Here is a 16783-nt window from a genome sequence, read left to right on the forward strand (position 1 = left end):
ATTTTTAATTACTTTTACATTATATGCTAATTATTAAAAATTTAAACATCTCTTTTTTTGATAAACAGGTTACCTACGACCTTAATTTCTCTGTTCAGAAAAACGAGATTTTAGGAATTGTAGGCGAAAGTGGAAGTGGAAAATCAATAAGCACACTTGCTATTTTAGGGTTACTTCCTAAAAGTGCACATATAAAGGGAGATATTCTGTTTAATCAAATTCCAATTCTTAATTATACCGAAAAAGAGTTTCAAAAAATTAGAGGCAACAAAATAGCAATGATTTTCCAAGAGCCTATGAGCTCTCTTAATCCAACATTAAGTTGTGGGTATCAAGTTGCTGAGATTTTAAAAATTCATACAGACTTATCTCAAAAAGAAATAAAAAAAGAAGTCCTTTCACTTTTTACCAAAGTAAAATTACCTAGACCAGAACAAATTTTCAACGCATATCCGCATGAAATTAGCGGTGGACAAAAGCAGCGTGTTATGATTGCCATGGCAATTGCTTGTAAACCTCAACTATTAATTGCTGATGAGCCAACTACTGCTTTAGATGTAACTGTACAAAAGGAAATTATTTACTTGTTAAAAGAACTACAACAAGAGACAAAAATGAGTATTATTTTCATTTCTCATGATTTGTCTTTGGTATCTGAAATAGCCGATAGAGTAGTGGTTATGTATCAGGGAAATATTATTGAACAAGGAACAAGTAAAGAGATCTTTTTAACTCCTCAAAAAGAATACACACAAGCACTTATTAAATCGAAACCTAACATTTCAGAACGTTTAAAAAACTTACCAACAGTTACAAATTTTATTGAAAACACCGTTGATCATACTGTGTATACATCAGAAGAACGAAAAGCTTTTCATGAAAAACTCTACAATCAACCTCCTTTATTAGAAGTGGTTGATCTTAAAAAGGAATTTGTTGCTGGTGGATTTTGGTTTCAAAAGCAAAAAGTAGTTAAAGCGGTAGATACGGTTTCTTTTAAAATTTATGAAGGAGAAACTTTAGGTCTAGTAGGAGAGAGCGGATGTGGAAAAACAACTTTAAGTAGAACTATATTACAGCTTGAAAAAGCAACTTCTGGTAGCATTTTTTATAAAAACAAAGACATTACTAAAGTGTCTAAAAAAGAACTAAAGCTATTAAGAAAAGAGATTCAAATTATATTTCAAGATCCTTTTTCTTCTTTAAACCCAAGAATTACTGTTGGTAACGCTATTTTAGAGCCGATGAAAGTTCACAATATCTTTAATTCAAATTCTGAAAGAATTGAGTATGTGATGAATTTACTAGAAAAGGTAGGGCTTTCTAAAGAACATTTTTATCGTTATCCACACGAGTTTTCTGGAGGACAACGTCAAAGAATTGGTATTGCACGTACTATTGCATTACAACCAAAACTAATTATTTGTGATGAATCTGTTTCTGCTCTTGATGTTTCTATACAAGCACAAGTTTTAAACTTATTAAACAGTTTAAAATCAGAATACAACTTTACTTATATTTTTATATCTCATGATTTATCCGTTGTAAAATACATGGCAGATCAACTTATTGTAATGAACCAAGGAAAAATAGAAGAAATGGCAGACGCAGATGAAGTATATAACAATCCTAAAACCAGCTACACACAAACTTTAATCAATGCTATTCCGAAAGGAATTTAACTTTTTTCTATACTACAATAAGTAGTATATTGCACTGTTAAAAAAACTGAAGAAAAGATTATGAAGATTATTGTACCAATGGCAGGAATTGGGTCGCGTTTAAGACCACATACATTAACAACTCCGAAGCCATTAACGGTTATTGCAGGTAAATCAATCGTGCAGCGTTTAGTAGAAGATATAGCTTCTGTAGTAAAGCAACCTATTGAAGAGATTGCATTCATTATTGGGCCTATTGCCAAGGGGTTTCCTACAAATACTAAGGATAAATTAATCAAGATAGCTGAAAGCTTAGGAGCGAAAGGATCTGTATATGTGCAAGAACAAGCTTTAGGAACAGCTCATGCTATTTACTGTGCTAAAGATTCTCTTTCTGGACCATGCGTTGTAGCTTATGCCGATACATTATTCAAAGCTGATTTTACTTTAGACACCAATGCAGATGGCGCTATTTGGGTAAAACAAGTTGAGGATCCGAGTGCTTTTGGTGTTGTTAAATTAGATAATGGAATTATTACTGATTTCGTTGAAAAACCAAAAGATTTTGTTTCAGATTTAGCAATTATTGGTATTTATTATTTTAAAGATGGTGATAAAGTTAAAGATGAAATTCAATATTTAATTGACAACGATTTAAAAGAAAACGGAGAATATCAATTAACCAATGTTTTAGAGTCATTAAAACAACAAGGAGCTCAATTTATTCCTGGTAAAGTAGATGCTTGGATGGATTGTGGTAAAAAAGATCCTACAGTTGACACAAATAAACAAGTACTAGGTTTTGAACAAACGGAAGGTAACAACTTAGTCTCAGAAGATGTTGTTTTAGAAAACGCTGAAATTATTCAACCTTGTTATATTGGCAAGAATGTTGTTCTAAAAAACACTAAAATAGGACCTTATGTATCTATTGGAGAAAATAGTATTGTAGAAAACTCTACTATTGTTAATTCTTTAATTCAAACAAACGTACAGGTTTCTAATGCTAATTTAGACAATGCTATGATTGGTAATCATGCAAAATATAATGGTAATTATACATCAGTAAGTATAGGTGATTATACAGAACTTACATAAAGAAAGTTTAAAAAAACAATCGAAAAGAATAAAGACAATTTTGTCTTTGTTCTTTGTGTTTTGTTCAATAGTTATCTATGCTCAAGATAGCATTCAAATAAAATCTTCTGTTGGGGAAGAAAAGAATATAAAATTTCAACAGTTCTTCTTTAAAGCACTTTCTGAAAAAGCTAAAAAAGAACCTCAAAAAGCTATTGAAGCTTTGGATGAGTGCAACGTTTTAATTCCAAACAACAAAGCTGTTTTGTTTGAGCTTTCAAAAAACTATTTTAGTTTAAACAGAACTTTTGAAGCTCTAGAGTATGCTAATTTAGCGCTACAGCAAGAAATTGATAATTTATGGATACTTGAACATATCGTAGCCATTCATAAAAGAATGAATTCTTTTCCTGAAGCTATTGAAATTCAAGAAAAAATTGCATCACTTTTTCCAAAGAAAAAAAGAGCATTAGTCTATTTACACTTACAAAACAGAGATTTACCAAAGGCTAAACAAGTCTTAAACGAATTAGATGAAGCCAAATTATTAAACGCCAGATTACGAAGAATTCAAGAAAAGCTTAATGATAACTCCGAAAGAGAAACTTCTACATCAAAAAGTAATACCTCAATTGCTGGTAATACTTCAAATGTAAATTTGAAAACTCAATTTGCCAAAGAGAAAAGTTTCGCTATACTGCAAAGTTTGTTACTTCAGCTTTATAAAAATAACGATACTGATTTGTTATCTTTCAGTGAACAAGGACTTGCTCTTTTCCCTGCACAACCATTGGTATACCTAATGAACGGAAGAGCCTTAATAATCAACAACCAACACAAAAAAGCCATTAGTAGTCTACAGAATGGTATTGATTTTGTTATAGATAATCCAACAATGGAATCTGATTTTTATAAAGAGTTGATTAAAGCTTATAAAAAACTAGGAGACCAAAAGAATATAAATAAATTTCAAAAAAAGCTTAAAGCTTTATAAAAGTACCTTATAAATTGATGAGAATATTTAAATTTCTTTTAGTAAGTATCTTATTATTTGCTTCTTGTAAATCTACCAAAACGATTACTTCTGATAATGTCGTTTTAGAAAATTTATCGGCTAGGAGAGTAGCAAAAAAGCATAAAAATGTGTCTTTTGATAAGAAAACAGTTGATGCTAGACTTAAGGTTAATTATAAAGACAATAAAGAAAACGTAGGTTTTTCAGTACATATGAAGCTGAAAAAAGATGAAGTTATTTGGTTAAAAGGAACTAAGTTTATTACTGTTTTTAAAGCTAAAATTACCCCTCAGAAAGTACGTTTTTATTCTCCTTATAAGAAAAATTACTTCGACGGTGATTTTTCTATGCTAAAAGAACTTTTAGGTGTTGATGTTACTTTTGAACAATTACAAAATATGTTGCTTGGTCAAGCAAGTTTAGATCTAACTTCTCAAAAACAAGAAGTTGAAATAATCAATGCTTCTTACAGGTTATCACCTAAAAAGCAATCAACTTTATTTGATGTCTTTTTCGACATCAACCCAACTCATTTTAAACTTAACCAGCAATCAGTAGTAAATTCAATAAAAGAACAACGTTTAGATATTAAATACCCTAGTTATAGCGTTAAGAATAAAGTAGTTTTTCCTAAAAAGGTGGTTATTCATGGGAAAAACAAACTAAAATTCACAAAGATTGATATTACTTACAGATCTGTAGAATTTAACAAAAATCTAAATTTCGATTTTAGAATACCTTCTGGATATAAAGAAATTAAACTATAATGACTAAAAAGTTTTTTTACATATCATTTTTGTCCTTTTTTTTAATTGGAGTGTCATCATATGGTCAATCTCGAAAAGAGCTTGAAAATAGGCGTAAAAAGATTAAAAAAGAGATTAAACAAATGAACTCTCTTCTTTTCAACACCAAAAAGAAAAAAGACAATGCTTTAGATGATTTAAAAGACTTAAATCAAAAAATTAGTGCTCGTGAACGCTTGATTGAAACTATTGATTTAGAAGCTCAAGAGTTAGCTACAGAGATTAAGGGTAATGAGCGAGAAATTAAAAAGAATAACAAGGAGTTAAGCACGTTAAAAAAAGATTATTCAGACATGGTTGTGAAAACTTATAAAAGTAAGTCTCAACAAAGTAAAACCATGTTTTTACTCTCTTCTAAGAATTTTTATCAAGCATATAAGCGCTTAAAGTATATGCAACAATACAGTGATTTCAGAAAAAAGCAAGGTGAGGAAATCATGTTGAAGATTGCACTTATTGAAAAATTAAACGACTCTTTAGCTAAAAGAAAAAAAGCTAAGGAAAGCCTTTTAGCTGACGAAAAAGATCAAAAAGATGCCATAGAAAAAGACAAGAAAAGTCAAGAAAGTTTAGTTACCAAGATCAAAAAACAGGAACGTAAGTACAAAAGAAGCTTACAAAATAAACTGAAAGAAGAAAAACGTATCACCGCCCGAATTGATAAACTTATTAGGGCAGCTATTGCTCGTGCAAACAAAAATAAAAAAGGAGCTAAGAAATCATCCGGATTTGTATTAAATGCAGCTGAAAAGAAATTATTGGCCAACTTTGAACAAAACAAAGGAAACTTGCCTTGGCCTGTAAATGGTATTATAACTCGTAAATTTGGTGTACAACCGCACCCTACATTTCCAGGAATAAAAATAAACAGCCCTGGTTTACATATCGTAACCAAATCAAAAGCAAATGCTCAAAGTATTTTTAATGGTAAAGTACTAACCATTCAAGCTAATAATGATGGAAAAAAATCTGTTTTAATACAACATGGTAACTACATTTCTGCTTATAATAATTTAGAATCTGTTTCTGTTAAAAAAGGAGATGTCGTAAAAACTGGAGATACTGTAGGAAAAGTGTTTACCGATAAAGTTTCAGGTAAAACTCGACTTGGATTTATTTTATATAAAAATTTAACACGTTTAAATCCGCAACATTGGATTCGAAAAAATTAGTACCTTCCACACATGAAGAATGCAGCTAACTTTATTATTGTTGCCATAGCAGTAATAACTACTTTAGTGATTGGAAAAGGAATATTGATTCCTTTTGTTTTTGCTTTAATTTTTTGGTTTTTAACACGGGAAATACGTAAAAGTATCTACAAATTACCGTTCGCAAAAAGGTTTATTCCTCATTGGTTAAGCAATATTTTAGTATTTACGCTTATTATTTTAGGTTTCGGTTTTATTTCTGAAATTATAAGTAACAGTATCGCTGATTTATCTACTTCGTATTCTAAATACGAACCTAATGTAGATGCTATTATTAAGAAGTTAAATGCCTATTTTCATATCGATATTATCAAGTCGGTAAAATCAGTAGTTGGTAATTTTAATTACGGTACAGTTTTAGGCAATATCGCTAATGGAATAAGTGGAATACTAGGCGATACTTTTATGATTGTTATATACGCTTTATTTATCTTTTTAGAGGAAGCTAGTTTTAAAAGAAAACTCCGCAACGTTATTTTTAAAGAAAACTCACAAATTCAACCAATTTTAGTCAAAATTGAAAGCTCTATTTCTAGTTACTTACGTTTAAAAACTTATGTAAGCTTACTTACAGGTATTTTAAGTTACATTGTATTGGTATTGGTAGGGGTGGACAGTGCTCCTTTCTGGGCTTTTTTAATTTTCTTATTAAATTATATTCCAACTATTGGTTCTTTAATAGCTACTGTATTTCCAGCCATTTTTAGTTTGATACAGTTTGGTGAGTTTACACCCTTTTTAATTGTACTAATTGCGGTAGGAGCAGTTCAAGTAGTTGTGGGTAATATTATAGAGCCTAAAGTGTTTGGAAAATCCTTGAATTTAAGCCCTCTAGTTACCATATTATCTTTAGCAATTTGGGGTAAAATTTGGGGTATTACAGGTATGATTCTTTCCGTGCCTATTACGGTTATTATGATTATCATATTTTCTCAATTTGAAAAAACAAAGACCATTGCCGTTTTTCTTTCTGAAAATGGTGAGTTAGAACAATAAAAAAAAAGGAAGCTTTTCAGCTTCCTTTTTCGTTATATAAATACACATTTTTTTACTCTGTAAATAATGCTTTTAATTCTGTAGCATCCTTAGGTTCCATTTTACCTGCTAAAACTAAACTTAGTTGTTTTCTACGCAAAGCACCATCGTAACGTTTCTTTTCTAATTCCGTTTCTGGTTCTATTTGTGGAATTGGTACAGGCTTTCCTGTTTCATCTACAGCTACAAAGGTATAAATACCTTCATTTACCTGTGTTCTTTCTCCAGATTGACGATCTTCTATCCAAACATCTACATATACTTCCATAGACGATTTAAATGCACGTGAAACCTTCGCTTCTACAGATACCACACTTCCTACGGGTACCGATTTAGAAAAGGCAACATGGTTAACTGAAGCTGTAACAACAATTCTACGTGAATGACGACGTGCAGCAATACTACAAGCTCTATCCATACGAGCTAATAATTCACCTCCAAAAAGATTATCTAAATAGTTAGTTTCACCTGGTAAAACTAAATCTGTAAGTATGGTTAATGACTCTTTAGGTGTCTTTGTACTCATTGTTAAATTTTGAGGCAAAGATACGCAAACCTTCAAAAAAGGCACTCATGAAATCTTCTTAAAAAAAGGGCTTATTTTTCAAGCAACCAAGCGTCTTTGCTTATTAAGTTTTTAATCTGCACTAATTCTGTTCTAGCCTCTTCTCTTGAACTAAAACTAGCAAAAGCAACCTGTATTAAACCTAATCCATTTTTTCCAACAACATGTGCATCAAAACCAGCTTCTTTTAGTTGATTTACCTTGTTTGTTGCATTTTCTTCTAATTGAAAAGCACCAGCAATAATATGGAAATTCTTCGTTTCCTCTTTCGAAACGTTTAAGTTGATAGTTGGCAACGGATTGTCTATTACAAAAGTTGCTGACTGAATCTTCTTATCAGCAGCTTTATTTTGCGCAGCAATTTCTTTTTGTTCTAGGTTGTTATTAATCATATTCCAACCTAAATATCCAACTCCTAATACTACCGCAGCAGCAACTGCTCTCTTTGCAAACATAGGAATTACAATAGTTTTACGATCTTCTTCTTCAGTAGTAACAACTGTTGGTTCATTAGCAACAACCTCTTGCATTCTTCCAACTGCAGGTGAAGTAACCTCAGCCAAACCAAATGATTCCGTTAAGAAGTTACTTTGTTTATTAGGTTCAAAAGTAATTTGATTTTCATCATTTAATGACAAAGTTCCTACAGCCGAAACTTCAACTGATCCTTCTTTTAAAGCTTCTTCCCACTTTGTTACTTCTTCCTGTATTTTTGACACTGCTTGCTGAAATGTTATTTTCTCGCTAGAAGCAACATAATTAGCTAACAAACCATCATTGTGCTTTAAATAAGTATTGAAAGTGATTTGCTTTTTAGGAGGTTGCATAGTATGCGTAAAGTTATTCACTTTTGCACCTATCTTATTGGTTACAAAACCTCCAAAATTAGGAACAATTACACAATCGTATCTGTATAATAAATCGTTGATATAGTTGGCTAATGTCATAGTAACAAAAATAGAAAAATAAAGCTTGGTTTGGTAAAGTTATCAAGATTTTTATCAACAGTTTTTTGTATATTGATAATCAAAAAATTGCATCATGGAAACAGAAAAATTATTGGCTGTTTTACGCTTACAAGCTACTTCTAAAGTAGGTGATATTATTGCTAAAAAGCTTATCAATACCATTGGAAGTGTTGAGCAAATCTTTAAAGAGAGCTCCAATACATTGTCCAAAATATCGGGTATTGGAAGCTTTACTATTCAAAATTTGCTTGATAAAAATAACTTGAGAAGAGCAGAGAAAGAGCTAGCGTATATTTTACAAAACAATATCACCTATTCTTATTTTTTGGATGAAAATTATCCCGAAAAATTAAAACACTGTATTGATGCCCCCATCTTATTTTTTCAAGAAGGAAATATCAACTTCAACAATACCAAAACAATTTCTGTTGTGGGTACTAGAAATATGACCATTTATGGTCGTGATTTCTGCAATCAACTTATTGAAGAATTGCAACCTTACAACCCAATTATTGTTAGTGGTTTTGCTTATGGTGTTGATATTTGTGCTCATAAATCAGCTGTTAAAAACAACCTGCAAACCTTAGCCGTTTTAGCACATGGTTTAGAAGACATTTATCCTAAGTCGCATAAAAAATATATTCATGAAATTCATAAAAACAGCGGATTCATTACAGAGTTTTGGCATCAAGAAAAACCGCAACGTGAAAACTTTCTCAAACGAAATCGTATTGTGGCTGGACTTTCAAAAGCAACCATTATTATTGAATCTGCTAATAAAGGAGGCTCTCTAGTCACTGCTGATATTGCCAATTCTTACCATCGCGATGTCTTTGCTCTTCCTGGAAAAACAACGGATATTTATAGTCAAGGTTGTAATAATTTAATTAAAAATAATCAAGCTCATTTACTCTCTTCTGCACAAGATATTATTGCCATGCTTAATTGGGATATCCCCAAGGTTTCCACTCCTAAACAAGTGGAATTATTTGTAAATCTAACAGATGTCGAACAAAAAATATATGATTACCTTCAAGCAAATAATAAACAACACATAGACACCATAGCTTTATCATGTGAAATACCTATTTATCAACTTTCTTCTATCCTTTTACAAATGGAACTGAAAGGCATAATTAAACCTTTACCAGGTAAACTGTTTGAAACTTAGTTTATTTTAAACGTTATTGGTAATGTGTACTTCACAGATACCTTTTTCCCATCTTTTATAGCTGGGATAAACTGCGGTAATTTTTGTACAATTTCAATCACATGCTTTTCTAATTTGGGGTGAGGTGCTCTTACCTTGATATCAGAAACAACTCCTTTTGCATCTATAATTAGCTGTGTGTAAATTTTATATTTCTGAGTTTTTAAACCAAGATTTTCTGTAAGTTCAATTTGAAACTTTTCTTTTACATGTCCTTTTATTTTCTTTTCAAAACCTTGTTTCGCTTTTTCCTCAGAAAGGTTTTTATCTTCTTTAAATCGCACATAGTTATCTATCACATGAATAGAATATGGTGGACCTTCAACCAATTTAACTTCTCCCTCTATAATAGCTCCCATAATTTCGGTTATTGAAAGACTATCATTTGGTTGTAGTGATAGAGGCTCTTCCAACTCTTCCTCTTCTGGTAATTCCTTTACTTTATCAATATCAAAAGGTTCTACTATTTCACCTTCAACCTCTCCAGTTGATTCAATTACAATTCCTGTGGTAGGTGTGGGTGGTGGTGGAATTTTACACTCTTTTTTAATCGAGTCTTCTTTAGAGATTGGTACAACAAACCCATCCAGCTCAAGACCTTTGATACTATCCAAATCAATAACGCTATCCTGTTTTACGATTATATCAATCAATTCAACCTTTTCTATTTTTTGTGTTTTTCCAGTATCTGTTTTACAACTAAACAACGTTGTTCCCATCACTAATAATAGGGTTAATAGAAAAAGTTTTTGAAAGGATAGAGGTTGTAAAAACGTATTTTCTGGTAACTGAATTACAATACTATCTAATTGCTTTCTATAAAAGTGTCCACATACTCTTTGTCCTCTATTTTCAATCAAATATTCTTGAATTTCTTGAGGAGATTTTTTGGTGAAATCGACCACCGTTTTTGCACAAGAGCTACAAAACTTTCCTTTTTCATTAGGTGTCATTTTTGACCAATCTTCGTGGCAAGGTTTTGGAATGCGTAGTAAATAGTTTTTCATAGTTTATAGTTTCCTTAAAACCAACAAATACTATTCCAAAGAATTCATTTACATTAGTAGCAATAAAACACATCACATGTCTTCAGAAGAAAAATTAATGTCACAAAAAAAGCCTGCTTTTCCAGTAACTGAGCAGTTGCATGTTTATTTATCTGAACATAGTAGAAATATAAAAATCCCTGTGTTTTATGAAGATTTATTGCGTTTCCAAGGCTCTATTGTGGTATATGATAAAAATGATGAAGATACCTTATGGGTTCGTGTATACTATTCTGAATTTGAACGTGAAGAGATTGATTTAAGTCTCAAAAAAGTATATACTATTTTACATTCTAATGGTAATGAAGACACCATTCCGTACTTAAATATTGATGCAGTTGATTACTGTACCTTTGGAAATTCTAAACCTTTTAGAATAAAGGTTCGAAATATTTTAAACGATAATTACACCTATTTCTACGTAAAAAAAACTGATGCTTCTCGTATTTATGGTTTAGAATTAGAGCATATGCTTTCTCCATACAACCTCAACTATTTGGTGTATAAAAACACTTTAATTGAAGAGCATATTGCTGGTATTCCTGGAGATGTTTTTATCAAAGAAATGTTGCCGAATTGTACAGAAATGGAAAAGGCTCAAATAGCCAAAGAGTTTGTAAAATTTAATGAGCGCTGTATGATTCGTTTACTAGGAGACATGCGTTCGTATAACTATGTAATTGTTCCTACGCACGATTTTGATCATGTAGTGTATAAAATCAGAGCAATTGATTTTGATCAGCAGTGTTTTGAAGGAAAGTTTAAAGTATATTATCCGCAGTTTTTTAAAGAAAACCTTCAAATGGTAGCTTTGGTAGGAGAGAAGCTTCAAGAAACTTCTATCAATCAATACAAAATAGAAGAGCGTTCTATTGTTGCCAAACGAATTTTAAGTTCAGGTAAAAGAATAAATGAGCTCGTTTCGTGTATGAAAAATGATGCAATTTCTACACCTAAAAATATTGATATATTAAAACAGCAAATTTTCGATTTTACAAAAGATGTCCCTTTTAAACGAAGCGAAAATATGGGGGGAATACTAGAAAATGCACTTTCTTTTGTGAAGCGAAATTATGAGAACATGCGTGTTTCCTAATTACTCTTTTAACTCACTCACAATAATATCACTCCCAGAATATTCATTATTTAATTCGTACCAATGTTTCATTCTAGGAATTTTTATTCCGTTTGATTCAAATTCTCCTTCAAAAACCAAGCGTTCTCCTTTGTTTGGGTTATCTGGAAAAAACATTTCAACACCCAACACTTTAAAGTCTTTTTGAGAGAAAAACACATACCAATTTTTAGAAAACAACGGTTCTTTTAAAACAATTTCAACCTTATAACTTTGGTGATTATTAAAGTCGACTTTACTAATCTCTTTTATCTCTTGAATGTTTTCTGGTAAAGACATTGGTAAACCTAGCATTACCTTATAAAATCGATGGTAACTTGCATTTCGTTTAGGTTCCAATCTGTATTTTTTTATCAATAAAGAATCGGTAACTATTCCATTATCGAGTAGGGTAGTAGCTTGCCCATTTTTATCAACAATATGAGTAGAAATATGTGTGTCTCTGTTTCGTTGTAATTGAAAAGAACTCTCTTGATTGTTAAGATTGATAACCGAAAATCGTTTAGGGTTTCCAACACGTGGTTCTTGCATATGAACAGCAAGGTTAACAGAGTTCCATTGTTTCTTAGCATCGTGAAACTGAATACTTTTTTCAATGATTTCTTCAGCAGATAAAGGTTCTTTTTTAGGAGCACAACTCAACAAAAAAAGACTACATAGTACAGCAATAATTCTCATGATATTAGTTTGGTTTCTATAAAGTTCGTGAAAATTATACGTGTGTGTGTTATTAATATGCTGTTAAAACTTATTTCTTCTTGCTACGAATACTCTCAATAACTACCGTAGTTAAAATCAAGCTACCTCCAAAAACAGTGTTCAACGTAGGTACTTCGTTTAAAAAGAAAAAGGCTAATATGATTCCGAAAATAGGTTGTACACTACTAATAATACTTGCTGTAGAAGCTGAAAAGAATTGTAAAGAATGTACCATTAAACTATGCCCAATCGCTGTTGTTAACAAAGCCAACATTAGTATATACGGAAATTGACTTTCGAACCCTGAAATGTCCATAAAAAACAACACTGGAAACAAACAAATGGAAATAATAATGGTTTGGTATAACATTAGCATTACTCCGTTATATTGTGTTACATATTGCTTTAAAATTAGAATTCGAATGGAGTAACATAAGGCAGATAACAATCCAAATAAAATCCCTTGAATGCTAGAACTTTCTAAACTAAACTCTGGAGATAGAATATACAATCCGATTAGTACTAAAATTCCTAGTACAATATGCATCGGATTAAACTTCACCTTTAAAAACAAGGGCTCTAAAAAAGCCAACATTACCGGAAATGTATAAAGCGACAGCATTCCAATGGCCACATTAGATAATTTTAATGCATAAAAATAAGTTACCCAATGGGCTGCCATAAAAATACCTCCAATAATAAAAGGAAGGTAGTGCTTGAGCGATTTTATGCGTAAGTCTATTTTTCGATACTTACAAAAAGCATATAAAAAAACTACTGCAAAAGCAGAACGAAACCAAATGATTACTTCAGACGGCATAGCAATATACCTACCCAATACTCCTGAAGTACTGATAAAAAAAGTGGCTAAAACTAATTGAAATAGGTGATTAGAATGGTTCTGCTTCACAAAATTCGTTTTGTGCAATGATAATTAAATTTTGTGTATGTTAGCATCTCTTTTAAAATTATGATTGCTAATTACATCTCTTATTTTCACAAGTGCTATCAGGCCGATAATAAAGAAACTGGAGTCTTAAATTTCTTTTCTTCTAAATATGAGAATCAGTTTATTATAAAAACTGAAGAAGAATTAGTGAATAACAAGTATCCGCTACAATTTATTCCTACCAAACAGGCTAAGGATAAATTACAAACTTTAGAGCTTTTTAAAAACGATAAAGAGCTTTGGTATGGGAGTCTTTTTTGTACAGGAAAACGCAGTAATTTTAGAAAGAAAACTACTTCTGTAGTGGCGCCTTTATTCATTTACAAAGCAGCTATTGAAAAAAAAGACGGAGACTATTTTGTAAGAATTAATCATGAATCAAGGCAATTGAATATTGCTTTTTGTAGAAGTTTGTTATTTAAAACATCTTTTGATGATTTTTTTACGGAGATAGAAATGCTTCTGGAGTACCAACCGTATATCACATTTGGATTTATTGGTCAGTTACAAAGAGTTGTTGAAAAGCACATTGTAAACTTGACTTTTGATACTGATTTTTTACTTTATCCTAAGCTGAAGAATCAAACCTATATAAAAAAACAACTTCAAAACACGAAAGATGTTGAGCAGTTTACAACCATTGCCAGTGCGGGTATTTTTGTGTCAAGTCGTGCTAATAACATCAATTCTGTAGTAAATGAATTGGAAGTTTTAAAGAATAACCCAGATTATTCTCAAGGTTTACAGGCTTTCTTTTCTTCGGAACTACAACAGTTTTCTTTTAAACTCAACGAGCCTATCAAAATTCCGTTGCTATTAAATTCGGCACAAGAACGCATTGTACAAAATGCTTCTAATTACGATAAATCGGTCATTTTTGGGCCACCAGGAACTGGAAAAACCTATACCATCAACGCCATTGCACAAGATTATGTAAGCAAAGGAAAAAGTGTACTGATTGTTACCAAAACAGCACAAGCTTTACAAGTAGTTTCTGATAAGTTAATGAGTTCTAAAATTGGGGATTTCTCAGTAAAAGTAGGAGGGAACTACTACAAGAGAACTTTGTTAGCAAAGCTTAGAAGAATTATCAATGGTAATTATTACAAGGAAAACCATAAAACAGAAGCTTACAAAGCCCGTCTTAAAAAAAACCAATTATATGATAAACTGGTTCAGTTAGAAAAGGATTTTACAGAAAAAACAGAAAGAGATATCAGCCGCATGGAAAAGTACCTTTCGGAGAGTTTTGTTCAAAAAACCTTATCTAAAATAGATATTTTATTTATTCACTCTTTTGAACGAGATGAGTGGAATATTATACAACAGTATTTTGACACTTTAACCTTATTCGAAAAAAGTGCTAAAGATGATTTGTTTAAAAACCTCATCTCAACCATTATTTGGTATTCTAACAAAGAACTACAAAAATTAATAACACTTTCTAACATTATTCAAACAGATGAAAAGTCGTTGGTAAGTAAACAACTGCAAAGCCTTAATGCAAAACCACTAACCCATTTTCTACCTGTTTGGCTAGTGAAAATAGATGAAATTGCCACCAGTCTTCCTTTACAAAAGGAGTTGTTTGATATTGCGATAGTTGATGAAGCTACCCAATGTGATATTGCTTCTTGTTTACCTGTTTTTCAACGTGCTAAAAAAGTAGTAGTGGCGGGTGATACCAATCAATTACGACATATTAGTTTCTTGTCTAAAACGCAGATGTATCGTTTTCAACAACAAGAAGGAATCAACGATGCGGTACGGTTTGATTATCGAAAAAAGAGTTTATTAGATTTCACTTTAGAGCATACGGCAAAAGGAAATCAAATTGTGTTATTAGACGAGCATTACCGATCGCTGCCAGATATTATTCGATTTAGCAATCATTCTTTTTACGGTGAGGCGCTTCGTATTATGACACAAACACCTTCAAATAAAGAAAAACAAGCAGTTTTTTTACATAAAACAAATGGAGTGCAAGATGATATTGGAGTGAATAAAAAAGAAGCTCGAAGGATTGTTCAACACATCCAGAAAATCGTAAAAGCAGAATTAGAAACTCATAAAAATTTGGCAACTAGTATTGGTGTATTGTCTCCTTTCAGACAGCAAACCAACTATTTAACCAAGTTAATCAAAGAAACTTTTGAACTAGCTACCATTAAAAAACACCAGATAAAATTGGGTACTCCTTATCATTTTCAGGGAGAAGAGCGTGATGTAATGCTATTATCAATGGCTGTAAGCAGTCAATCTCATTTTGCTAGCTTAAACTACTTAAACAAAGAAGATGTGTTTAATGTAGCCATCACCAGAGCGCGTAATGAACAGCATATTTTTTATTCAGTAGAACCTAAAGAACTTCCTGAAAAATCTCAATTACGACATTATTTGAGTTCTTTTGAACAGAAAGTGATTCCACAACCAGTTTCAAATGTTATAGATGATAGTTTTAGTAAAGAGATACAAGCCTTTTTAAAGCCATTTAACACTACTATTCATGTTGGATATGTCATTGCAGGGTTGAGCATAGATTTATTACTAGAAAAGGATCATAAATACCTCGGAATTGATTTAATCGGGTATCCTGGAAGTTATACAACAGCTTTTGACATAGAACGCTATCGTATCTTACATCGTGTAGGTATTCAAATTGTTCCTATTTCGTATTTATCTTGGAAGTATAACAAAGAAGATGTGGTTAAGCTTCTTACAACAATGATGAAATCTTTAGCCTAGAATAAGTGTAAAATGTTTAGGAAATCTTTAAAATATCTGGTTGTAGTTTTAGTCAATTTCGTGATATTATGGCTCTTACTTTTAGTATGGTTAGACGACTTTGAATTTGAGTTTAATAAAAACACTTATTCTTTTGAAACCCTTAAACTAATTGGGTTATCGGTTCTTTTTCTTTTGCTATTAAGAATGTTAGTTTTTCTTTTTCGTCATTTTAAAGTTAACTCAAATATTAAGAAAATATTCTTATCAAGTTGCTTCGTTGTTATTTTGAGTAGTTCTTTTTATATAGACTATAGCAAAAAAATTTACAACAATAGATTTATAGACAAAGAATTGCGTGCTCAAATTATTCAAAAAGTAAAACCTTATCAAGGAAATTGGTTTCATGGGAATATTGCCGAAAACTTAACCGAAAAAGAGTATCATGAAATAACTAAAGTTAAATGGTTTCCTAAAGTACCTAAAAGTGCTCATAATATTAGTTATGAATACGGATATGAAGATTTTTTACCAGATTATTCTTTTTCTTTAAGTTATGATTTACCTATAAGCACAAAAGTAGATACCATGCATTTTGAACTAGATACCTTTTCCAAAAGAAAGACTTTTAAGATTGTTAACAACAAAAAAAGAGTAAGCTATTTTGAAAGCCTATGGTAGG

The 16783-nt window shown here is 31.3% G+C and carries 15 protein-coding genes; 10 read left to right on the plus strand and 5 right to left on the minus strand.

The genetic code is table 11. The features are described 5' to 3' along the window. Positions 1–23 precede the first annotated feature (23 nt). Genes ABNT22_RS00285 through ABNT22_RS00310 form a run of 6 tightly spaced genes read left to right on the plus strand, consistent with a single transcriptional unit; the run spans position 24 to position 6766 of the window. The gene (locus ABNT22_RS00285; protein WP_348718263.1) at positions 24–1682 is read left to right on the plus strand and encodes an ABC transporter ATP-binding protein; all 1659 of its coding nucleotides are present in this window, start codon (positions 24–26) and stop codon (positions 1680–1682) included. A 60-nt stretch (positions 1683–1742) separates the two neighbouring features. After that, positions 1743–2759: a sugar phosphate nucleotidyltransferase gene (locus ABNT22_RS00290; protein WP_348718265.1), complete on the plus strand. Its 1017-nt coding sequence runs from the start codon at positions 1743–1745 to the stop codon at positions 2757–2759. A 55-nt stretch (positions 2760–2814) separates the two neighbouring features. Beyond that, positions 2815–3732, plus strand: coding sequence for a hypothetical protein (locus tag ABNT22_RS00295; RefSeq protein ID WP_348727193.1), 918 nt, complete (start codon positions 2815–2817; stop codon positions 3730–3732). Positions 3733–3749: 17 nt separating this feature from the next. After that, entirely contained in the window at positions 3750–4520 is a 771-nt protein-coding gene (locus tag ABNT22_RS00300; protein WP_348718268.1) for a DUF4292 domain-containing protein, read from the plus strand. A gap of 29 nt (positions 4521–4549) precedes the next feature. After that, a complete protein-coding gene (locus ABNT22_RS00305) occupies positions 4550–5731 on the plus strand; it encodes a murein hydrolase activator EnvC family protein (RefSeq protein ID WP_348718269.1) in 1182 nt (393 codons plus the stop codon). Between the two features lie 12 nt (positions 5732–5743). Beyond that, entirely contained in the window at positions 5744–6766 is a 1023-nt protein-coding gene (locus ABNT22_RS00310) for an AI-2E family transporter (protein ID WP_348718270.1), read from the plus strand. Positions 6767–6818: 52 nt separating this feature from the next. Here ABNT22_RS00310 and ABNT22_RS00315 read toward each other — a convergent pair whose 3' ends face one another. Together ABNT22_RS00315 and ABNT22_RS00320 are read right to left on the minus strand one after the other, a co-directional pair. Continuing rightward, positions 6819–7331, minus strand: a complete 513-nt coding sequence (locus ABNT22_RS00315; RefSeq protein WP_348718271.1) for an acyl-CoA thioesterase — start codon at positions 7329–7331, stop codon at positions 6819–6821. A gap of 71 nt (positions 7332–7402) precedes the next feature. After that, on the minus strand, positions 7403–8317 hold the full coding sequence (locus tag ABNT22_RS00320) for an SPOR domain-containing protein (protein ID WP_348718272.1): 915 nt from the start codon (positions 8315–8317) through the stop codon (positions 7403–7405). Positions 8318–8411: 94 nt separating this feature from the next. Between ABNT22_RS00320 and dprA the strand changes: the two genes are divergently transcribed. Then, on the plus strand, positions 8412–9509 hold the full coding sequence (dprA, locus tag ABNT22_RS00325; protein ID WP_348727195.1) for a DNA-processing protein DprA: 1098 nt from the start codon (positions 8412–8414) through the stop codon (positions 9507–9509). Here the strand turns inward: dprA and ABNT22_RS00330 are convergent. Next, the gene (locus ABNT22_RS00330; protein ID WP_348718275.1) at positions 9506–10555 is read right to left on the minus strand and encodes an energy transducer TonB; all 1050 of its coding nucleotides are present in this window, start codon (positions 10553–10555) and stop codon (positions 9506–9508) included. The genes dprA and ABNT22_RS00330 overlap by 4 nt on opposite strands. A gap of 76 nt (positions 10556–10631) precedes the next feature. Between ABNT22_RS00330 and ABNT22_RS00335 the strand changes: the two genes are divergently transcribed. Next, positions 10632–11690: a hypothetical protein gene (locus ABNT22_RS00335; RefSeq protein ID WP_348718276.1), complete on the plus strand. Its 1059-nt coding sequence runs from the start codon at positions 10632–10634 to the stop codon at positions 11688–11690. Here ABNT22_RS00335 and ABNT22_RS00340 read toward each other — a convergent pair whose 3' ends face one another. Both ABNT22_RS00340 and ABNT22_RS00345 read right to left on the minus strand, forming a co-directional pair. Then, on the minus strand, positions 11691–12407 hold the full coding sequence (locus ABNT22_RS00340; protein ID WP_348718277.1) for a DUF6503 family protein: 717 nt from the start codon (positions 12405–12407) through the stop codon (positions 11691–11693). 70 nt (positions 12408–12477) lie between these two features. Then, a complete protein-coding gene (locus ABNT22_RS00345; RefSeq protein WP_348718278.1) occupies positions 12478–13338 on the minus strand; it encodes a DMT family transporter in 861 nt (286 codons plus the stop codon). 60 nt (positions 13339–13398) lie between these two features. Here ABNT22_RS00345 and ABNT22_RS00350 point away from each other — a divergent pair, with 60 nt between their 5' ends. Together ABNT22_RS00350 and ABNT22_RS00355 are read left to right on the plus strand one after the other, a co-directional pair. Continuing rightward, positions 13399–16122, plus strand: a complete 2724-nt coding sequence (locus tag ABNT22_RS00350) for an AAA domain-containing protein (RefSeq protein ID WP_348718279.1) — start codon at positions 13399–13401, stop codon at positions 16120–16122. 333 nt (positions 16123–16455) lie between these two features. After that, on the plus strand, positions 16456–16782 hold the full coding sequence (locus ABNT22_RS00355; protein ID WP_348727197.1) for a hypothetical protein: 327 nt from the start codon (positions 16456–16458) through the stop codon (positions 16780–16782). Position 16783: the final 1 nt, after the last annotated feature.

Origin of the sequence: Tenacibaculum sp. 190130A14a, from assembly GCF_964048965.1 — a bacterium.
Classification (GTDB): domain Bacteria; phylum Bacteroidota; class Bacteroidia; order Flavobacteriales; family Flavobacteriaceae; genus Polaribacter; species Polaribacter polynesiense.

What these genes read in the sequence shown, in the direction of transcription:
- ABNT22_RS00310 (WP_348718270.1), top strand. Translation starts at nt 5,744, where the DNA reads ATGAAGAATGCAGCTAACTTTATTATTGTTGCCATAGCAGTAATAACT.
- ABNT22_RS00330 (WP_348718275.1), bottom strand. Translation starts at nt 10,555, where the DNA reads ATGAAAAACTATTTACTACGCATTCCAAAACCTTGCCACGAAGATTGG.
- ABNT22_RS00315 (WP_348718271.1), bottom strand. Translation starts at nt 7,331, where the DNA reads ATGAGTACAAAGACACCTAAAGAGTCATTAACCATACTTACAGATTTA.
- ABNT22_RS00290 (WP_348718265.1), top strand. Translation starts at nt 1,743, where the DNA reads ATGAAGATTATTGTACCAATGGCAGGAATTGGGTCGCGTTTAAGACCA.
- ABNT22_RS00285 (WP_348718263.1), top strand. Translation starts at nt 24, where the DNA reads ATGCTAATTATTAAAAATTTAAACATCTCTTTTTTTGATAAACAGGTT.
- ABNT22_RS00320 (WP_348718272.1), bottom strand. Translation starts at nt 8,317, where the DNA reads ATGACATTAGCCAACTATATCAACGATTTATTATACAGATACGATTGT.
- ABNT22_RS00335 (WP_348718276.1), top strand. Translation starts at nt 10,632, where the DNA reads ATGTCTTCAGAAGAAAAATTAATGTCACAAAAAAAGCCTGCTTTTCCA.
- ABNT22_RS00350 (WP_348718279.1), top strand. Translation starts at nt 13,399, where the DNA reads ATGATTGCTAATTACATCTCTTATTTTCACAAGTGCTATCAGGCCGAT.
- ABNT22_RS00300 (WP_348718268.1), top strand. Translation starts at nt 3,750, where the DNA reads ATGAGAATATTTAAATTTCTTTTAGTAAGTATCTTATTATTTGCTTCT.
- dprA (WP_348727195.1), top strand. Translation starts at nt 8,412, where the DNA reads ATGGAAACAGAAAAATTATTGGCTGTTTTACGCTTACAAGCTACTTCT.
- ABNT22_RS00340 (WP_348718277.1), bottom strand. Translation starts at nt 12,407, where the DNA reads ATGAGAATTATTGCTGTACTATGTAGTCTTTTTTTGTTGAGTTGTGCT.